This is a genomic window from Luteolibacter sp. LG18, from assembly GCF_036322585.1.
Taxonomy (GTDB): domain Bacteria; phylum Verrucomicrobiota; class Verrucomicrobiia; order Verrucomicrobiales; family Akkermansiaceae; genus Luteolibacter.
Genome location: NZ_AP024600.1, coordinates 4,126,071 through 4,146,845, shown reverse-complemented (window position 1 = coordinate 4,146,845; position 20,775 = coordinate 4,126,071). Strand labels below are relative to the sequence as shown.

The following is a 20,775-nucleotide window of genomic DNA, read 5'->3' as shown; positions in this document are numbered from 1 at the left end:
CATGTCCAGTTGCGCGATCGTGGTCGCCGCCGGTTCCAGCCGGCGGATGGGATTCGACAAACTGGCCGCTCCGCTGGCGGGGGTGCCGGTGCTACGCCGCAGCGTCGAAAAGTTCATCGCCGCCTCCTCCGTTTCCTCGGTGGTGGTGGTGGCCCCTCAGGATCGTTTCGATGAACTGCTGGGCGGGGATTTCTCCAAGCCGGTGACCCGGGTCGATGGCGGCGCGAACCGTCAGGACTCGGTCCAGAACGGCCTCGCCGCCGTGCCCGAGGGCACCACCCTGGTGGCCATCCACGATGGAGCCCGCCCGCTGGTCACACCGGAGGCGATCGACCGCTGTCTGGCCGCCGCCGCTGAGCACGGGGCCGCCGCGCTCGCCCGCCCGGTGACCGAAACGCTCAAGCGCGCCGATGCAGACGGGCTCGCCCGCGAGTCCGTGGACCGCGAGCTGCTGTGGTTCATGGAAACACCACAGTGCTTCCAACTACCGCTGATCCAGCGCGCCTACGCCGAGGTGAACCTGTGCCAACTCACGGTGACCGATGAGGTTTCCGCCATGGAAGCCATCGGCATCCCCACCCTGCTGGTCGACGCCAGGGCTCCGAACCTGAAGATCACCCACCCCTCCGACCTCGCCCTCGCGGCGGCCCTCCTCAACGCATGACCGACGCCCGTTACTCTTGGCAAACGCTTCCCGGCGGCCCGCGCCTGGCGGTGGCCACGCTACCCCAATCCGAATGCGCCGCCGTTTCCATCTACGTGCCCGCAGGCAGCCGCGATGAAAGCGACCTGCCCGCCGGTCTGGCCCACTTCGTGGAGCACATGGTGTTCAAGGGCACCCACCGCCGGACCGCACGCGAGCTGAGCCTGGAGATCGAAAGCGCGGGCGGACAAATCAACGCCTGCACCAGCGAGGACAACACGGTTTACGAAGGCCGCGGCGAGGCCTCGCTGCTGCCGGTGCTCGCCGACGTGTTGGCCGACATGGTCTGGCACCCGACCTTTCCCGCGGGCGAGATCGATCTGGAGCGGGACGTGATCGGTGAGGAAATCACGATGTACCGCGAGAGCCCGTCCGACCACATCGGCGACCTGCTCTCGCAGGCACTGTGGTCGCCGCATCCGCTGGGCCATCCGATTTCCGGCAGCCTGGAATCCATCGCCGGGATCGACCGCAAGACGCTGGCGAAATTCCGTGACCGCCACTATTTCCGGAACGACATCGTCATCTCGGTGGCGGGACCGTTTTCCAGCCAAGAGGCACTCGACGCCATTGTTCCGCATTTACCGACGGCGTTCGGCGCGCCAATGCCCGCCTTGAAATTCGATCGCGCGTTGGCGCAGCCACGGCAGCTCGTCGAGACCCGCGACACCGAGCAACTCCAGCTCGCGCTGGCCTGGCACTCGGCGGGCCGCCACGATGCCTCGCGCCACGCGATGCGCCTACTCAGCCTGATGCTCGGCGAAACCGCCAGTTCGCGGCTGTTCCTTGGGCTGCGCGAGGAGCGAGGCCTGTGCTATCAGATCGGCTCGGACGTCACCCTGTTCGATGACACCGGAGCCTTCGAGATCGTGGCCGGGCTCGATCCGGAATCGAAGGACGAGGCCCTCGATTGCATCCGAGCCGAAATCGCCGACCTTGTCGCACGTGGTCCGCGCGCGGGCGAACTCGATCGCGCCAAGCGCCTCGCCATCGGCCAGAGCAAGATGGCGTTCGAAAGTACCGGCGCGCAGGCATCCTGGGCCGGTGAATGCCTGCTCGATTTCAACCGCATCCCCACCCCAGCCGATTGGCGGGCCGACGTTTCCGCAGTCACCGAACAAGACATCCACGCGGCGGCGAAAGCGCTCTTCGAGGGAGTCGAACCCTGCATCGCGGAGATCCGGCCGGAGGAATGATCCGCACCCGCTTCGCCCCCAGCCCGACCGGGCGGCTCCATCTCGGCCACGCCTACGCGGCGAAAGTCGCCCGCGATGTCGCCAAAGCGGAGGGCGGCGAATTTTTGCTGCGGTTCGAGGACATCGACACCACCCGCGTCCGCGAGGAATTCTATCAGGGTATCGAGGAAGACCTGCGCTGGCTCGGACTCGATTGGGACGGCGTCCCGCTGCGCCAGACCCAGCGGCTGGTTGCCTATGAAGGCACGCTCCGTGCCCTCGAAGTCCAAGGTGTGATCTACCCCTGCTTCTGCACCCGCAAGGAGATCGAGGGCGAAATCGCCCGCATGGCCGGCGCGCCGCACGGCCCGGAAGGCCCGCTCTATCCCGGCACCTGCAAGCGACTCCCGGCGGCGGAACGTACGGCGAAGCTCGCGGGCGGCCTGCCGTTCAGTTGGCGGCTCGACGCCACGGCGGCAGCAACCACCACCGGCCCCCTCACCTTCACCGATCTCCGCCACGGCACCCTCACGGTCGATCCGGATTTGCTCGGTGATGTCATCCTGGCCCGCAAGGACATCGGCACCAGCTACCACCTCGCCGTTACCGTGGACGACGCCTTCCAGTCCATCACCCACGTGACCCGCGGCGAGGACCTGCTGGCCTCCACCCATGTCCACCGCCTGCTGCAAACGCTGCTCGGTTTCCCCGAACCCGTCTATCTCCACCACCGCGTGCTGGTGGACGAACACGGCAAGCGCCTCGCCAAGCGCCACGATTCGTTGTCGATCCGCTCGCTGCGGGGAGACGGGATTTCCGCTGAAGGCGTCATGCTGCGACTCGCGGATTGATTATAAAGGGGGACCTCCCCATCGTGCCGTCGTGTCACCCATCCTCGCATTTGATTCCGGAGATGCCCACCGCTGGTTCTGGGTGATTCTGGGAGGCGTCGTTTTCAGCATGATCGGCCTCGGCGCCTTCGGTTACGGCAAGAAGCTGGAACTGTGGAAACCCAAGATCATCGGCCTGCTGCTGATGGGTTACCCCTATTTCGTTTACAACGTCTACGCCGTCTGGGCCATCGGCATCGGCCTCTGCACCCTGCTGTGGTTCCACCACGACGAATGAATCCGATTGTCCACGGCCAAGGACAGCGGCCCGGAGAAACATAGGTTCACGGATTGATTTCGACCTTCACAAGCTTCCCCGCGTTCGCCCTGAGCCGGCCTTTCCCGGCCCCCAATACCTTGTTGCCATACCGCTCCGGGAAGTCTTGCGGCCCACGCTCCAAGCCTTCATCTGCCCGGTGGATTATATCACAACCCGTCGTCCCCCATTGAGATCGATCCGTATTCCCCAATCTAACCAACGGTGATGAATTTGTAACTAGTCGGTGAATTTCTTGTGAATCATGGGATTCGACTTGTGCCGCCCAATCCAAACGGATTGCTAGTCGCCAGTTTTTCTCCTCCCATGTCCGCAAGACATCTCATCCTCCCCGCAGCGGCTCTGATCTCCTCCGCTCAATTCCTGTTCGCCGAAGAGACCGCCGCCCCGGCGGAGCAACCCGCGGAGATCATCACGCCGATTGCGGACGGAACTCCGCCGCCACCCGCTCCACCGCCCGAAACACTGGACTTCGTGGTGAAGAGCACGGTCAGCCGCCAGGTTGATGTGGTGGAAGCTCCACCCATGCCAGGCTTGCCACCGGTGGAGGGGAGGATTTCGGTCACCACCCGGAAGGTCGAGAATCCCCGGCTGCCGGACTTGCCGCCGCCTTTACCGCCGGTTGATGTGAATGATCCTGCCGTGCAGGCACGGATGGCCGAACTTCGTGAGCGGTTCCAAGGACAGGAAAAGCCCGTGATCGCGCTGATCTCGGCAACCTGGTATGTGAGGGAGAAAGTCAGCCGAATCAGCTGGTGGGTGGATGGGGAGCAGATGTCCTGCATGAGCCGTCTCAACATGCTGCATTTTGGAGGATTCGGAGAGTTCAAGGTCGGCGAACGCCGGTATGCCCTAGTGATGGGGCTGGGATCGGAAGATACCAACAGGCTGGCGCAACTTGCCCAGTCGAAAGGACGGGCGTTCGTACCTCCCGACCTGCCTGCGATCCCCGAAGGCGAGGATTTCATCGTCACCAAGGGCAATGCCAGTGATGTGCAAAAAATGCAGTTGCTCCGTGACCTCCACTCTCTCGCGGCGACAGAAGGCCCCCGCATGGAAGAAGCCTATGTCGCTCGAGAACAGGCGAACAAGGACAGGGAGGCCTATCTGCGGGCACATCCACCTAAACCAAAGGACGTGATGATTCACTACTGGCGCGGCCAGCGCCCGGACACCCATTCCGTCGAGGGAGGTGAGCAATGAAGTCCCGCTGGATGATCTTCGCGGTGCTACCGTTCACCCCGTTGCATGGGGCGGAGCCCCCAAAGACAACCTTCACTCCACTCGGCCAGAGCAGCTACCGTTTCGATTGGGAGGGAGAGGAAGGCAAAACCTATTTTGCCCAGTATTCCACCAACCTCATCGATTGGTTTTACTTCCCCGAAGTGGATCAGGGAATGATCCACGATCCACTGGACATGACTCCGCTGGATGGCAGTAACCTGCCACTGTCGAAATACTTCGTGAGGCTCAAGATCCGGGAGCATCCGACCATCGACCCGCGGAATGCCGATTTCGACAACGATGGCATCAGCAACTGGGACGAGCTCACCTTGTATGGAACCGACCCGCTCAAATTCAGCTCCTCGGGTGGCGGTCATCCGGATGGCTACGAGGATACCGACGGTGATGGAATCTCCGACCAGTGGGAGCGAATGCTCATCGAGCAAAGCTCCGACTCCGGTGCCCTCACCTTGGAGGCTATCCTTCCCGGCGATGATTACGATGGAGACGGGGTGTCCAATCTCGTGGAATACCAGCACGGTTTGAACGGCTGGCAGACGGATACCGATGGCGACGGTTACGGCGACCGGTTGTCGCTGGATCAGAAGGTGTGGTTGAAATTCGACGAGACCTCTGGAACACAGGCGAAGGACAGCAGCGGCGAGAACAAGCACGCCACCCTTGCCGCCTCAGCCGCATGGCAGGCGGCCGGAGGAATAGCGAGCGGAGCGGTCCAACTGCACGGCGGAAGCGATGCCGTGGTGCTGCCGTCGTCCGTTTTGAATGGGACGGGCGACCTAACCATCAGTCTCTGGTTCAAAACAAGTGCAGCTCCTGCCAGCCAGGCATTGTTGAGCGCCGCCCGGACCTCACAGGCTTCGGAGCTGGCTGCCACCCTTGAGAACGGTTCGACCATCCGCTTTTATTCCGGAGGAGGAAGTTCCGTGAACTGGCCGGTCGGCCGCAATCTGGCCAACGGCTTGTGGCACCATCTGGTGCTCACCCGGAACGTGGCGGCCGGGCAGGTGGGGTTGCTCCTCGATGGAGCGCCTTTGGGTTCGCCAAAGACGGCGTCTTTGGGGACCCTCACAGTCGAGTCCCTGGTTCTCGGCCAGCGCCACCAGTCGATCTCGACCTACGATGCGACCCAGGCTTTCAGCGGTTCACTCGACGAGGTGCGGGTGTATTCGGTGGTTCTCCCCTCTCCATCCCTCACGGAGCTTTTCGGCCCCGGCGATCTCGATCGCGACGGCCTGCCCGACAGCTACGAGCAGGCCCTGTTCGGCAATCTCACCACGCTGGCGGGCGGAGCCGACGACCTCGACGGCGACGGGCTTAGCAATCGCCAGGAGTTCGAAAATGCCACCAATCCGAACGATTGGTACAACGGCCAGCCTCCGGTCATTACCCTCGTGTCCGGTGGCGGCCAGACCATCTACAACGGGGAAAGGACGCGCAATCCGCTCGTCTTCGTCATCACCCGTGGCGGCACCCCGCTGGCGAACGCGCCGGTCAATCTCAGCCATCTCGAATTGATCGGCGGGATTGAGTCTCCCGATGGGAACGTCTCCGCCACCTCGCTCACGCTCAAGACCGATGCCCAAGGCAAGGTCTCCGTCCATTTCAAAGCCGACTGATTTCTCCCCCGATGTCGAAACATCATTTCCTTCTCCTCCTCGCCCTCGTCCAACCGCTGTTCGCGGAAACCGCCACCATCCAAGGGCACGCGGGCACGGCCGCGGCCAGCAGCACCGTGACGGTCGTCATCGATTCGGATCGCGACGGCTTGTCCGACGCGGACGAGGCCATCTACGGCACCAATCCCCACAAGGCGGATTCGGACGGCGATGGTATCCCCGATAGCGTTGAGATCGCGGCCGGAACGAATCCACTCGTCAACCAGCTCAAGGCTGACCCTGACTTGGTGGGATTGAATTCCGCGTTGCGGGCGAAGATCTATACAACAGCCATAACGCCTGGCCGTTATGGCGGCTATTGGGATTTTGAGAACTACAGCGCGGGATTTCCCTGTCGTCTGTGGAATTGGAAACTGATGCCGCAGGTTCAAAATCCCACCACGGGCGCATGGTCGGATTCTTCTACCGGCATCTGGAAAGCTTCGGGAGGCTGTTTGAACAAGGCTATCGATCTCGGGCCGCACAAGCAGGTCGAACTGCAATACCCCGGCACACAGTCCTTTCTTTCCATCTTCAACTCCACCTGGATCGTAGGGTTCACACTCAAGCTCGATAGTCCTCTGACGACGAGCGAATCGGCTTTACCTGTATTCAGTGGCTATGCGAATACAGCAGCCCAGCCCTCCGACCAATTCCGGATCGAGTTACTGGCCGTTTCCGTTGGCAGCCCCGCGCAAACCCAAAATCAGCTTCGGATCCGGGATAGTGCTGACCACGTGTGCGCCGTTTGGCCGATTCCATCCACCGTCAACCTTCAGTCCTGGAATGAATTTGCCGTGCGGGTCACGGACACTTCCCCTTCATCGGGCATTCGCACCTGCTACGTCAATGGTCTGGCGCTGACGCTCTCCAGTGGCCCTTACACAGCTCTTCCGAATCCAGCTAGCGGCTCCATGACGGCCTTTGGCGGACGGATCGGTGCTGTCCGCACCGGCGGAACGATCACCCCGTCGACCCATAACTTCTCGGTCGACCGATTTTTTATCGCCAACGGAGTGGCGTTCACCGCAGCAGATTTTATCGCCGTGACCAACCGCGACACCGACGGCGACGGAATCCCGGACCGTTACGAAGTGGCGGCCGGCTCCAATCCCCTCCACTACGATGTCGACCAAGACAACGACGGGTTGACTGATGCCGAGGAGGTGGCAGGCCAGGCCGTAATCAACGGCGTCACGAAGACCTTCGGTGCGACGAACCGCTACAACTTCGATTCCGACGGCGACATCTACGACGACTGGTGGGAGGCTAAATATTTCCCGTTCACCGATCCCAACAACGCCTCCAAGCCGGGCGCGCAAAGTGCGGATCCGGACGGCGACGGGCTTTCCAACTACCAGGAAATGCTCCATGGCACCAATCCGAACAGCTCGGACACGGACGGGGATGGAATCAACGACAACGCGGAGGTTTCCCACGGATCGGACCCGGGCGATGCCTCTGACCGCCCCTTGAATCCAGCCGACTTTTATGGGGATTCCACGCTGGGCTTCTATGGTCCCATCGGGGATCTCGGAGTGACGGTGAAGGCAACGAGCACCAACTCTTCCACGGTCTCGGCGCGGGTGGGCGATCCTTCCGACAGCCATTCCGAGCGATGGAAGCTCAAGATCGGGGATAAGGGCGTGGTGGCCCCATCGTTCGGGACGGTGTCGAACCGTGAACAACTGACGCTCAATCCTGGCAAGCTCTACGAAATCAAAGTCCAACATCTCGGGACCGATCCCGCGTGGACGGGAGCGGGCGAAGCCCCCGACTACGACTACTGGGCGTCTGTCATTCCTGAAAAGAACTCCTCCTTCCTGCTGTGCGATCTCGAGCACATCCTCCAAAGCGGGGACAATCCGGTGGGGAATTTCGTGAACGACGTGGACCCCGACGAGCTCGCCTCCAATTCGGCCTGGTTGGTCCCCATTGAAAGCTATTCCTATGCCACCAGCTACGGCGGCGGAGACGCGGTTGGACCGAAGTATCGCAAGGTGGCCTTGAACGGCCGCCCGATTCCTGACGAAAAACCCCAACAGGAGGAGGAGAGCGACCAGCCCGAGGAGGAAACCTACGTGGATGCGTTCAACCTCGGGCTGCATCACGACACCAGCTACCACTACACGCCCCTCGGGGCTTCAGATCTGGCCCTCCAGGTCACGGCCAGCACGGAAGAGACCGGCTTTTCCAGCCGTTCCGGCCTGAGGCCACACGAGCGCCTTGATCTGCCGTTTGGGGTTGGTTGGTCTTCAAACCTCTGCTCCTACGTCGAGGTGGTGGAGACCATCGGTGAGGATTCACATGAACCGGTCACCGTGAACGTGGTGGATGAATCGGGCCGCTCCCAGCGCTTCGGGACCATCGATTTCGGCAGCTTCTTCCCGTGGCCCTCCGCCCGCGTGGACAAGAAGACCTATCTGAACACCCTGACCCGGGCCGGGAACAACTTCACGCTTCAGAAAAAGTTCGGCAGCACCCTGACGTTCACGCCGAGCAAGGCGTGGTTCATGTATTCCTCCGATCGCCGGGACGGATCGACCACGATTCGCCGCCACACCTACTGGCGGCTTTCCGAAGCGCGGGACCGCTTCGGTGTGCGCCTCCGCTACGATTACGACAACGGGCCCGGCGTGCCGAATGAAGTTGCGCTCATCCCGCGCCAGATCAGTTCGCCGGACCGCGAGGGACAATTCCTGGTCATCGGCCGCAGTTCCGACTCCCGTCGCGTCACCTCGATCACCGACAGCCGCGGCAACAAAACCGAATTCGGCTACACGACCAACATCAGCGAGTATGTCTTGAGCGGAAGCAGCATCGCCCCCGCCTCGAAACTGACGAGCGTGTGGTACGCGGACGGGACGGACGTCCACTACACCTACGACACAGTCTACGAACTGGAGGAGGACAACAGCGACCCCGCGAATCCGCGGTTGACCCGGCACTTCCACACCAATCTCAAGTCGGTCACCGACAAGCGGAGCAACACCCACACCTTCAACTACGCCGTCGATCAATCGAAGCAATACTGGGATTCCAGCCTGAACGGCACCCGTGCGGCGGTCGATCTGGACCGTCTGCCGACCAATGTCAAAAATTACGTGCTCGGGGAGCTTGGCAAGGGGAACGACCCGGACCTTGGGGAGTGGAAAACCATGTACGGCCAGCCACGCCGCATCACCTCCGTGGTGCGGCCGGGAGGTGCAGGCACCACGACCTTCGCGTCACAAGGGCAGACCCGTTTCGGCTCCACGGTGACCTTCCCGCAGCTTCCGGTCACCACTGTGACCGATGCTCTCGGCAACAAGACCGTTTACGAATTCACCAACCTGCTCGCGGAGGTGGTGAACGTGGATGCCTCGGAGAAATCCGTGAGCGCCCAGTGGATGATCTACTACCTCACCTCGAAGATCCACCACGGCGGCGCGCCGGGTTCCAGCGGTTTCCTCGGCACGGAGACCTATGAATACGAACCCGCCGCGGGCCTAGCCCTGAAGAAGGCAACGGACTTCTCCGGCAATGTCACCACCTGGGAGTTCGACAACGGCTACGGCGGAATGCCCGTGGGTCTCGCCGCTACCTCGGCCACGATGACGAAATGGGCCGATCCGACCGCGAAGGTCGATGCCCTCGGCCGCCGCGAGACCTACACGTATAGCAATTCCCACCGGATCATGGACGGCACCGATGATCCGTATCACACGACGAGCGCGTTCACCGTGGACGGTCTCGGCCGCAGGCGCACGAAGGCGGTCCAGCAGAACGGCAGCCAGTTGCTCCAGCAGGAGCGTTACGACTACGGCAACGCGCGCTTCCAGGGATTCCAGACCGGTTCGTCGCGGTTGGCATTTTCCAATGTGACCGGACAGGCCTGGGAGACGGCCTTGGAAACCGCCACGCTCCCGGATGCGAACGGCCGCATCTGGAAGGAAATCACCGATCCGCGCGGACTCTCCCTCGTCACGGAAAACGGCTACGATTTCAACAACAACAAGACCTGGTCGCTCGACCCCCGCGGCAAGCGCACCCGCTTCACCTACGACAAGCTCAACCGCCTCACCGACGTCACCTATCCGGAGGCGGGCACCAGCACCGGCACGGCCGCCGCGATCAAGCGAATCTGGTACAACGAAAACGGCAGCAAGGCCGCGGAGATCGACGAGGAGGGACGCCATCTCATCCACCACTACGATGCGCTCAACCGCCGCATCACCACCATCCGGGACATGGATGGCGCGGGCCTGCCCACTTTGGATTACCGGGGTCTGGTCACTGAGGAAACGAAGGGCAGCGCCACCGGCAGCGATCTTGTCTCGCGGGTCGCCTACGATGCCGTGGGCAATCCCATCCGGAAGACCGATCCGCGCGGGATCGTGACCCGCACGTTCTACGATGCCATCCAGCGGCCGGTGCATGTCTTCGCCGGTTTCACCACCGCGGAGGCCGATGCGGCGGACTCAGCCGGCAATCCACTGGCCACCTACACCTCGCAGGCCGCCGCCTCGACCAGCAAGACCCACACCGAATTCCGCTACACGGACACCGGCCTCGCAATGCCGGAAGGCGGCACCGTGAAGGGAAACCCCGGCGGCAGCGCCTTCAATTCCTCCGGCTTCAAGCCCACCGTGGCCATCCAGCACGGCGCGGTACTCACCGCGGCAGGCACCGTGGACCTGTGGACCTACGCCAGCTACGACGCCCTCTACCGCCCGCTGCGCACGGAAACCGTCTATGAAACGGGCTCGGTGGCCGTCGGCGTCACCGCCTATGGGGCGCTCAGCGGAGGCAAGGAAGCGCTCAATTCTACCACCACCGATGACCGTGGCAAGGTGACCCTCACCGTGAAGGACGGGCTCCAACGCGTCACCAGTGTCACGGATGCCTATGGCACCGCTCTCGCCACGACCAAACAAACGGTCTATTCCAGCACCGGCCTGACGTGGAAGACCATCGATCCGCTGAACCGGGAATCGGAAACCGATTACGATGGAGCCGGTCGCGCTGTCGCCGCCTGGCAGCCGGATCCCGTCACCGGGGTGGTGAACCGCTCGAACCCCACCGATCCGCTCGTGGGCTCGCCGCGAAGTCAGACCGCATATGACAAGAGCGGCAACGTGACGGTGTCGCTCGATCCGCTCGGCTATCGCCACGAGTTCGAGTACGACGCCCGCAACCGCAAGACGCTGGAGCGCCTGCCCTCCGTCACCGCCACCGAGATTGTCGGCGGACAACCGGTCGCCACTCCGTTCCAGACGCCCGAGATCAAGACGGCCTACGACGGCGTCGGCAATGTCACCGCCTCCACGGATGCGCGGAGCCACGTCACCCGCACTTTCCGTGACCGCGCGAACCGCGTCACCACCGTGCTCGTCAATCCGGTCAGCGGCAATCCCTCCACCAATCCCGCCAGCCCCGGTACGAACGACATCGCCACCCGCACCACCTATGATGCCGCGGGCAACGCGCTGGACGTGACCGATGGCAATGGCAACCACACGCGGAACACCTACGACACGCTCAACCGTCTCGCCACCACCGCCACCAATCCGGACACCGGCGCTCCTTCCGCCGATCCCGCGAACCCCGCCACCGGCGACATCACCATCCGCAATGCCTATGACGACGCCGGCCATCTGGTGAAGGTCACGGACGGTGTGGGCCATTCCACCGGCTTCCGCTTCGATGGCCTGGGCCGGAAGACCCGCACCCTGTGGGACGAGGGCACCGGCGTGCAGAAGATCGAGCAGGCCACCTTCGATGGCTTGGTGCAGCTCACCCGCACCGATCCGAAGAATCAGACCGTCACCTTCCAATACGACGCGCTCCACCGCCTGGAGAACGTGCTCTACAGCGGGGCCTCCACGGACAACCGCCACCTCGGCTATGACCTGGCGGGGAATCTCTTGGAGGTGTCCTATCCGAATGAGACCACCGCCCGCAAGGCCCTGCGGGGCGTTTCGCAGGAGTTCGACAAGCTCAACCGCCTGACCGAGGAAACCTCCGCCGGTGCGACCCACGTCCACACCTACGACAAGTCCGGCAACCGCCGCACCACCACCTACGCCTCCAGCGGACGCTTCCTCGCCAGCACCTATGACAAGCTCAACCGCCTGCTGACCTGCACCGAGAAGGCGAACGCCGCCGCCACCTCCGGCAGCGTCACCGGCTATTTCTACGACCTCGCCGGGAACGTCACCCGCAAGGTCCTGCCCAACGGCACCGAGAACCGGTCCACCTACGACGCGCTCAACCGCAAGCTTGGCGAGGACACCCGCACCGCCGCCGGTGGGTTGGTCTCACGCTTCGATTACTCGCAGCCCGCGGGCGGTTGGACGACCAGCCATGACGGGGTCGGCAACGTGCTCAAGATCGTCGAGTTCTACGGCTCGATCAGCGGTCGCACCGTCACCAACAGCTACGACCGCGCCTACCGCCTCACCAGCGAGGTCGCGGCCACCACCGGCGGTGGCACCGTCACCACCGGTTACGCCTACGATGCCGCGAACAACCGCACGCAAAAGGTCGTCACCGGTGGCACCGATCCCGGCACCTGGACCTCCGTCTACGGCACCACGTCGGACGGCTACAACAGCAACCAGCTCAAGAGCGTCACCAAGGGCTCGGCGGTCACCACCTTCCTCTACGACGCCAACGGCAACCGCTCGGAGAAAAAGGTCGGGACCTCCACCGTCCAGAGCTACGGTTACGATTACGACAACCGCCTCGTTTCACTGACGGACAGCGCCAAGGGCGGATTCGCCTATGCCTACGACCACCGTAGCCGCCGCGTCGGCCGCGATGAAAGCTCGGCCGGCGGAGCCAGCACCGAGCTCTCCTTCTCCGGCGGCCTGTCGGTGCAGGAATACACCAGCGGCACCGGCACGCCGGTGGTGGAACTCATCCGCGGCAGCGACTGGGGCGGCGGCATCGGCGGCGTGCTCTACACCATCCGCGATGGCGGCGTGCGCAGCTACAACGCCTACAACTCGCGCGGCGACGTCGTCAGCCAGACGGACACCTCGGGCACCATCACTTGGCAATCCAGCTACGAAGCCTTCGGCACCCGCACCCAGGAACAAGGCACGACGCAAGACCGCCAGAAAACCAACACCAAGGACGAAGACCCGACCGGCCTCCTGAACGAAGGCTTCCGCTACCGCGACCTGGAGTTCGGAATCTTCCTGACGCGGGACCCGGCAGGGTTCGTGGACGGTCCGAATGTCTACACCTACGTCAGGCAGAATCCGTGGACGAAGTTTGATCCGGAGGGGCTGTGGGGGCGAGGTGAAAGCAATGGCCCGGTTGTCGATGGCGTTTGGAATCATGTGTTGGCTCCTGCTGGTAATTTCGGCCTCGAAGGTTTGATCGGACTGGGAGAAGTCACTCTAACCGGCAAGGAAATGCGTGGTTCTACCCACACGGATGCCGGGACTCTCGGAAGAAATACGGGACGTTTGGCCGGTGCTGCTCTTGGAGCTTACGAAGTAATTCAAGGAGGAGGCATGGTATTGGGGGCTGGCGCTGGAGAGGTTTATACGGTTGGGGTGGCCAGTCCTGTTGCTATCCCAGTGGCCGTAGTCGGAGTGCTTGAAGCTGCTCATGGTACATGGTCCATATCGAATTTTATTAAATTAGGTTTTGAGACTGGAGATCCGTCGCCTCCGCCTACTGGTTCGAGTTCCTCGGGAAATCCGGAAGGAACTTCAGCTAAGACCACCACAGAGGAATCGGGCAAGGCCGCGAAAGGATCTCAGAACGAGAACACGCGAGAAGCCGCTACAAGGGGATCGTCCTTGCATTCGGACAAGCCTGGCAATCTCCCAGACCAGCTTCGAGACAAATATCCTGACACTGAATTTGATTTCAAAAAACCTGGACAGGCAGGGCAAGATGTAGAGGTTAAAGGTGGGGTCCATCCTTCTGAATATGACGGTTCCCAATGGAGCCCAAAGGTAAAGTATGGCGACTTTAAACCCGATACACCCGGAGGTCGAAAAACATTTAAGAGCGATCAAGCTAAAAAGTGGGAGGATCCCACCCACATGCTACCTTACGACCCAAAAACAGGACAATTAAAATGAATAAAATATATAAATTTGGAAATTTACACGTATCGGCATTAGATGAATGGATGGACATCACGGATTACTCCAACAACGAAATGCCATTTACTTTGGCAAAAAAATCCGGCACGGGAGCTTTTCAGTTTTCTGGAGCTAATTATAAATCAGGAAACAACCCAAATATCACATTGTTCGATCTAATTGAGATGCATGAATCATTTGCATCCAAGAGATCCTTCGATGACGGATTTGATGAATTTTCATTAGAAGAAAATATAATAATATTCGCAAAAAGTTATCATCACGGAAATGACTACGTAAGAATTTGGTATTGCAGTGATGGCCTTAGCGTCTTTTTGATCACTTACCTTTCGGACTGGGGGGCTCAGGGCGACGAGCCAGATGAATGCAATCGAATGGTGCTAGGAGTCTCTTTCGACTATGGAAAATGACCCCACGCGCCAACCAATGGCATTGGCCATGCCAACCCATTTCGGAAAATGAAATTCAAGCGGCTTCTCGGTGTCGCACCCCCGGGAATTTCGGCAAATCTCTTCTGTCAAGTTCTGGTGGCCCGGCTACTTCCGATTTCGCCGTTCCGGCCCCCGTCTCCCGCTTTCTGATTTCGCCGTTGGACCGGATCAACCCCACCTACTCTGACGCAACACCCAAACGCCTTGCCCGCCTCGTGGCGCTTGTCCCTGTGGAACCCATTTGAAGTAAAGAATCCGGTATCGATGCGACCGCTCGAACGATGTCGCTGAATTTCCAGCACGCCATCCGCCCCATGTCGAAGAAAGCAAATCGCTTCGAGCAATCCAGCGGCTGGAACTGTCGCCCGGGCGGTGGCGCGCGGAAACATGACCCAACAGAAATGGACTAGGTAGTGTCTACGAATTCTTGGCGATGAGATAGGCGGCAACCAGCATCACCGCCGCGCAGAAGGTCGAGTGAAGCTTGTCGTAGCGTGTGGCAATGCGCCTGAACTGCTTGAGCTTGTTGAAAAAGCGTTCGATGCGGTTGCGGGTAAGCGCTCCACACGCCCCCCGTTCCCGGACCTACGATATAGGTGATACATAGGCATGAATGACCTCTATCGTAGATCCCGGTGGCGGGCCGGGTTTGATCCGATCGGATTCCCGCGGCCGCGTGCTGATCGAGCCCTCCCAACGCGAGGCCCTGCTCGATGCCTTCGAGCGCGGCGGACAGTCGGCGATGGCCTTCTGCCGCCAACACGGCTTGAAGTATTCGACCTTCGCCACCTGGGTGCAGAAGCGTCGCCGGGATCAGCAGGAACCGGAACCCGTTCAACACTCCTTTGCCGAAGTTGTGGTGGACGCGCCCATGGAGCCTTCGGTCCAGGCAGCCGTCGCCGAGCCCCTGCGCGTCACGCTTGCCGACGGCACCCGCATCGAGGTGGCCAACCGCAAGCACCTCGCCTGGGTGGCGGAGCTGCTCCGCCATCTTACCTCCACCCGCCCGTGCTGACTCTCTCCGGCAGCCTGCGCGTCTTCCTGGCGCTGGAGCCGTGCGACATGAGGAAGTCCTTCGACAGCCTCCACGCGCTGGTCACAGGCCAGCTCGGCGAGGACCCGCGCAGCGGAGCGGTCTTCGTCTTCTCGAACCGCTCGCGCAATCGCATCAAGCTCCTCCATTGGGATGGCACCGGCCTGTGGGTTCACGCCAAACGGCTTGAAAAGGGTACCTTCTCGTGGCCGAAGCCGTCGGATGGCCGCGGAGGCAAGCTCAAGCTCGCCCCGGAGGCCCTTGCCATGCTCACCGACGGTATCGACCTGAAGGGAGCGCGGATGCGTCCGTGGTATGAGCGGGAGTGAACATCCGGCTTGCCGGGGACTACTCCATCCATCGTAGCATGTGCGCGTCCGATGACACCCGAGCGCGAACAACAGCCACTTGAGGAAAACTCCTCCCTGCGGGAGACCCTCGGGCTGTTGCGCGAGCAGAATCAGCTCCAGGCCGAGCTGATCGACAGCCAGCGCGAGCAGCTCCGCAACCAGGAGGAACTCATCGGCCTTTTGCGCCAGAAGCTTGACCTGGTGTTGCGCAAACTCTTCGGCAAGAGCAGCGAGGCGCTCGACCCGGCCCAGCTCGAACTCCTGCTGGGTGAACCGCCGGGAAAAGCCCCGGCCTCCCCGACCTTCGGCGACGCACCGGTGGTGGAGGCCAGCGCAGCAAGCGTCGCCCGTCCTGATCGCAAGCCGCGCCGCGAGCGCATCCCCGACCATCTGCCCGTTGTCGAGGAAGTGCTGCTGCCCGAGCCGGTCAAAGCCTGCCCGGAAGCTTGGCGCAGGATTGGAGAGGAACGCAGCGACCAACTCGACTACCAGCCCGGCCGGATCTTCATCCGCCGCCTGATCCGGCCCACCTACGTCCGTGTCGCCGACCGCGATGCGGCCCCCGTCACCGCCAAACTCCCGCCGCGGCTTCAGGACGGCCTCACGGCCACGCCGGCGCTCATCGCCCACGCCCTCGTCTCGAAATACTGCGACCACTTGCCGTTCTACCGTCAGGAACAGATCCTCGCCCGTCGACATGGCGTCGCCATCGGGCGCAACACGCTGTGTCGCTGGGCGGAACTCGCCGCCTTCTGGCTCAAGCCGCTCTACCGGCACATCCATGAAGACCTGCTCGCGGGCGATTACCTCCAGGCCGACGAGACACCGGTCAAATACCTCGCCCCCGGCACCGGCAAAACCGGTCTCGGCTATCTTTGGACCCTGCACCGCCCTGGCGGCGATGTCCTCTACCAGTGGCGCACCAGCCGCGGCAGCGCTTGCCTGAATGATCTGCTCGTCGGGTTCAGCGGCATCCTCCAGAGCGACGGGTATCGCGCCTACGACACCTACGCCGCCCGGCATCCGGAGATCACGCAGGCCGCCTGTTGGGCCCACGCCCGGCGCAAGTTCCACGAAGCGTATCAAAGCGGGCAGACCCTCGCGGCCGGACCGCTCAAAGCCATCGGCGGCCTCTACGCCATCGAAAAGGAACTACGCCAAACCCGGGCAGGGCCAGAGGAACGGGCTGCCATACGTCGGGAGCAAAGCATCCCGATCCTCGAAGGCTTCCGCCTCGACCTGCAGCGGCTGCGTGCCAACGTGTCCGTGTTGCCGAAGAGTCCGCTGGGACGAGCCATCGATTACACCCTCGCGCTGTGGCAGAAGCTCGAAACCTTCGTCCGCCACGGAAAAGCGGAAATCGACACCAACCTCACCGAGAACGCGATCCGTCCGACGGCGGTGGGCAAGAAGAACTGGATGTTCGTCGGAGGCGAGGACACCGGGGACCGCAGCGCCATCCTCTACACGCTCATCGAGAGCGCGAAGCGACACGGCCACGAACCGTATGCCTACCTGCGGGACGTTCTCGAACGCCTGCCCGGGATGAAGGCCTCGGAAATCGACGCCTTGCTCCCGAAGAACTGGCAGCCTACGAACGAGGTGCTCGTGCCGATCCAACCTGCGTCCTGAAAAGCGGCTTCATGCATCCTCGGTCAAGAGAGGCCGCATGGAGCGCTTACAGCAGGTGGAGGCACTGGGCAGGTGCTTGGGAAGATCTCGCCAACGGGCACCTGTTTTGTAAGCGCTCCACACGCCCCCCGTTCCCGGACCTACGATAGAGGTGATACATAGGCATGAATGACCTCTATCGTAGATCCCGGTGGCGGGCCGGGTTTGATCCGATCGGATTCCCGCGGCCGCGTGCTGATCGAGCCCTCCCAACGCGAGGCCCTGCTCGATGCCTTCGAGCGCGGCGGACAGTCGGCGATGGCCTTCTGCCGCCAACACGGCTTGAAGTATCCGACCTTCGCCACCTGGGTGCAGAAGCGTCGCCGGGATCAGCAGGAACCGGAACCCGTTCAACACTCCTTTGCCGAAGTTGTGGTGGACGCGCCCATGGAGCCTTCGGTCCAGGCAGCCGTCGCCGAGCCCCTGCGCGTCACGCTTGCCGACGGCACCCGCATCGAGGTGGCCAACCGCAAGCACCTCGCCTGGGTGGCGGAGCTGCTCCGCCATCTTACCTCCACCCGCCCGTGCTGACTCTCTCCGGCAGCCTGCGCGTCTTCCTGGCGCTGGAGCCGTGCGACATGAGGAAGTCCTTCGACAGCCTCCACGCGCTGGTCACAGGCCAGCTCGGCGAGGACCCGCGCAGCGGAGCGGTCTTCGTCTTCTCGAACCGCTCGCGCAATCGCATCAAGCTCCTCCATTGGGATGGCACCGGCCTGTGGGTTCACGCCAAACGGCTTGAAAAGGGTACCTTCTCGTGGCCGAAGCCGTCGGATGGCCGCGGAGGCAAGCTCAAGCTCGCCCCGGAGGCCCTTGCCATGCTCACCGACGGTATCGACCTGAAGGGAGCGCGGATGCGTCCGTGGTATGAGCGGGAGTGAACATCCGGCTTGCCGGGGACTACTCCATCCATCGTAGCATGTGCGCGTCCGATGACACCCGAGCGCGAACAACAGCCACTTGAGGAAAACTCCTCCCTGCGGGAGACCCTCGGGCTGTTGCGCGAGCAGAATCAGCTCCAGGCCGAGCTGATCGACAGCCAGCGCGAGCAGCTCCGCAACCAGGAGGAACTCATCGGCCTTTTGCGCCAGAAGCTTGACCTGGTGTTGCGCAAACTCTTCGGCAAGAGCAGCGAGGCGCTCGACCCGGCCCAGCTCGAACTCCTGCTGGGTGAACCGCCGGGAAAAGCCCCGGCCTCCCCGACCTTCGGCGACGCACCGGTGGTGGAGGCCAGCGCAGCAAGCGTCGCCCGTCCTGATCGCAAGCCGCGCCGCGAGCGCATCCCCGACCATCTGCCCGTTGTCGAGGAAGTGCTGCTGCCCGAGCCGGTCAAAGCCTGCCCGGAAGCTTGGCGCAGGATTGGAGAGGAACGCAGCGACCAACTCGACTACCAGCCCGGCCGGATCTTCATCCGCCGCCTGATCCGGCCCACCTACGTCCGTGTCGCCGACCGCGATGCGGCCCCCGTCACCGCCAAACTCCCGCCGCGGCTTCAGGACGGCCTCACGGCCACGCCGGCGCTCATCGCCCACGCCCTCGTCTCGAAATACTGCGACCACTTGCCGTTCTACCGTCAGGAACAGATCCTCGCCCGTCGACATGGCGTCGCCATCGGGCGCAACACGCTGTGTCGCTGGGCGGAACTCGCCGCCTTCTGGCTCAAGCCGCTCTACCGGCACATCCATGAAGACCTGCTCGCGGGCGATTACCTCCAGGCCGACGAGACACCGGTCAAATACCTCGCCCCCGGCACCGGCAAAACCGGTCTCGGCTATCTTTGGACCCTGCACCGCCCTGGCGGCGATGTCCTCTACCAGTGGCGCACCAGCCGCGGCAGCGCTTGCCTGAATGATCTGCTCGTCGGGTTCAGCGGCATCCTCCAGAGCGACGGGTATCGCGCCTACGACACCTACGCCGCCCGGCATCCGGAGATCACGCAGGCCGCCTGTTGGGCCCACGCCCGGCGCAAGTTCCACGAAGCGTATCAAAGCGGGCAGACCCTCGCGGCCGGACCGCTCAAAGCCATCGGCGGCCTCTACGCCATCGAAAAGGAACTACGCCAAACCCGGGCAGGGCCAGAGGAACGGGCTGCCATACGTCGGGAGCAAAGCATCCCGATCCTCGAAGGCTTCCGCCTCGACCTGCAGCGGCTGCGTGCCAACGTGTCCGTGTTGCCGAAGAGTCCGCTGGGACGAGCCATCGATTACACCCTCGCGCTGTGGCAGAAGCTCGAAACCTTCGTCCGCCACGGAAAAGCGGAAATCGACACCAACCTCACCGAGAACGCGATCCGTCCGACGGCGGTGGGCAAGAAGAACTGGATGTTCGTCGGAGGCGAGGACACCGGGGACCGCAGCGCCATCCTCTACACGCTCATCGAGAGCGCGAAGCGACACGGCCACGAACCGTATGCCTACCTGCGGGACGTTCTCGAACGCCTGCCCGGGATGAAGGCCTCGGAAATCGACGCCTTGCTCCCGAAGAACTGGCAGCCTACGAACGAGGTGCTCGTGCCGATCCAAGCTGCGTCCTGAAAAGCGGCTTCATGCATCCTCGGTCAAGAGAGGCCGCATGGAGCGCTTACCCTGTTTTGAGCACCCAGAGGATTCCTTCGAGAACATCGCGGTCGGCGCAACGTGGGCGGCCGAAAGAGTTGGTGTCTGGCAGAAGCGGAGAGACGCGTCCCCACACCCCATCGATCATGAACTCGTAGAGCACGCTCTCTGTTCATAGACACAAGGCCGGGCCGTACAAGCCCCGATTCAGACTTTTGAAACCACCTCTAGCAAGGTAGATAACTACCAGTCAAAGAAAAGCTGAACAATCATGAATTCAAATCCATTGTTGAAAACGCATTTGTTTCGAACGGCTTCAAGAAAGCGACCAAGAAGCTGCGATTCGATGGATGCGCAGCCATCATTTTAGTCGAGACTCAGAAACTGGAACACAGTGATCAATATTTCATAAATGTCGGATTTTGGCTAAAAGAGATTGCTGGCGATGCGCCTCAGAGAGTGGAGAGAACCCATATGTATTACAGGCTGGAGAGATTATTCCCTCAGTGGCGAGAGGTAGTAATTGATGGCGGCACGTTGTCGCTACCCGAACAACCGACCCCTGCAAGGCTGTTGGGTGCCATCATCGAAAAGGAATGTATCCCTGCGCTTGTAAATTTGTCCGATTCTGTGGAATGCTTTCGCCAAAAATATAGAGAAGGAGCATTAAGCAGTGGTCTAATTC

Annotated in this window: 14 protein-coding genes and 1 pseudogene; 14 read left to right on the top strand and 1 reads right to left on the bottom strand. The window is 62.1% G+C overall.

All coding sequences use genetic code 11. From position 1 onward, the window contains the following. Window position 1 precedes the first annotated feature (1 nt). The 8 genes from ispD (at window position 2) to llg_RS16375 (ending at window position 14,463) form a co-directional block, all read left to right on the top strand. Window positions 2–664, top strand: a complete 663-nt coding sequence (gene ispD, locus llg_RS16410) for a 2-C-methyl-D-erythritol 4-phosphate cytidylyltransferase (RefSeq protein WP_338285809.1) — start codon at window positions 2–4, stop codon at window positions 662–664. Then, on the top strand, window positions 661–1,899 hold the full coding sequence (locus llg_RS16405; protein WP_338285807.1) for a pitrilysin family protein: 1,239 nt from the start codon (window positions 661–663) through the stop codon (window positions 1,897–1,899). Before ispD ends, llg_RS16405 begins: the two co-directional genes overlap by 4 nt. Further along, complete coding sequence (gene gluQRS / locus llg_RS16400; RefSeq protein ID WP_338285806.1) at window positions 1,896–2,729, top strand: tRNA glutamyl-Q(34) synthetase GluQRS; 834 nt, start codon at window positions 1,896–1,898, stop codon at window positions 2,727–2,729. The genes llg_RS16405 and gluQRS overlap by 4 nt, the downstream gene beginning before the upstream one ends. Window positions 2,730–2,760: 31 nt before the next feature. After that, window positions 2,761–3,006, top strand: coding sequence for a hypothetical protein (locus llg_RS16395; RefSeq protein ID WP_338285805.1), 246 nt, complete (start codon window positions 2,761–2,763; stop codon window positions 3,004–3,006). A 345-nt stretch (window positions 3,007–3,351) separates the two neighbouring features. Then, complete coding sequence (locus llg_RS16390; RefSeq protein WP_338285804.1) at window positions 3,352–4,248, top strand: hypothetical protein; 897 nt, start codon at window positions 3,352–3,354, stop codon at window positions 4,246–4,248. Further along, window positions 4,245–5,906, top strand: a complete 1,662-nt coding sequence (locus llg_RS16385; protein WP_338285803.1) for a LamG-like jellyroll fold domain-containing protein — start codon at window positions 4,245–4,247, stop codon at window positions 5,904–5,906. The genes llg_RS16390 and llg_RS16385 overlap by 4 nt, the downstream gene beginning before the upstream one ends. An 11-nt stretch (window positions 5,907–5,917) precedes the next feature. Continuing rightward, a complete protein-coding gene (locus llg_RS16380; RefSeq protein WP_338285802.1) occupies window positions 5,918–14,029 on the top strand; it encodes an RHS repeat-associated core domain-containing protein in 8,112 nt (2,703 codons plus the stop codon). After that, window positions 14,026–14,463 (top strand): hypothetical protein, encoded by a 438-nt coding sequence (locus llg_RS16375; protein ID WP_338285801.1) that lies wholly within the window; start codon window positions 14,026–14,028, stop codon window positions 14,461–14,463. Before llg_RS16380 ends, llg_RS16375 begins: the two co-directional genes overlap by 4 nt. A gap of 438 nt (window positions 14,464–14,901) precedes the next feature. On the opposite strand, the pseudogene llg_RS16370 reads toward llg_RS16375, so the two are convergent. After that, window positions 14,902–15,036, bottom strand: a pseudogene (locus llg_RS16370) (transposase); the annotation flags it as partial. A 61-nt stretch (window positions 15,037–15,097) separates the two neighbouring features. Between llg_RS16370 and llg_RS16365 the strand changes: the two are divergent. The 6 genes from llg_RS16365 to llg_RS16340 all read left to right on the top strand — a co-directional run bounded on the left by llg_RS16365 (window position 15,098) and on the right by llg_RS16340 (window position 20,069). Continuing rightward, window positions 15,098–15,499 carry a hypothetical protein gene (locus tag llg_RS16365; RefSeq protein ID WP_338285800.1) on the top strand — a complete coding sequence of 134 codons (402 nt, stop codon included), beginning with the start codon at window positions 15,098–15,100 and terminating at the stop codon, window positions 15,497–15,499. Further along, window positions 15,493–15,846 carry an IS66 family insertion sequence element accessory protein TnpB gene (gene tnpB, locus llg_RS16360; RefSeq protein ID WP_338285275.1) on the top strand — a complete coding sequence of 118 codons (354 nt, stop codon included), beginning with the start codon at window positions 15,493–15,495 and terminating at the stop codon, window positions 15,844–15,846. The genes llg_RS16365 and tnpB (llg_RS16360) overlap by 7 nt, the downstream gene beginning before the upstream one ends. A 51-nt stretch (window positions 15,847–15,897) precedes the next feature. Further along, window positions 15,898–17,499: an IS66 family transposase gene (locus llg_RS16355; RefSeq protein WP_338285799.1), complete on the top strand. Its 1,602-nt coding sequence runs from the start codon at window positions 15,898–15,900 to the stop codon at window positions 17,497–17,499. Between the two features lie 168 nt (window positions 17,500–17,667). Next, entirely contained in the window at window positions 17,668–18,069 is a 402-nt protein-coding gene (locus llg_RS16350; protein WP_338285276.1) for a hypothetical protein, read from the top strand. Beyond that, complete coding sequence (gene tnpB, locus llg_RS16345) at window positions 18,063–18,416, top strand: IS66 family insertion sequence element accessory protein TnpB (RefSeq protein ID WP_338285275.1); 354 nt, start codon at window positions 18,063–18,065, stop codon at window positions 18,414–18,416. The genes llg_RS16350 and tnpB (llg_RS16345) overlap by 7 nt, the downstream gene beginning before the upstream one ends. A gap of 51 nt (window positions 18,417–18,467) precedes the next feature. Beyond that, window positions 18,468–20,069: an IS66 family transposase gene (locus llg_RS16340; protein WP_338285274.1), complete on the top strand. Its 1,602-nt coding sequence runs from the start codon at window positions 18,468–18,470 to the stop codon at window positions 20,067–20,069. The last annotated feature ends 706 nt before the right edge of the window (window positions 20,070–20,775 follow it).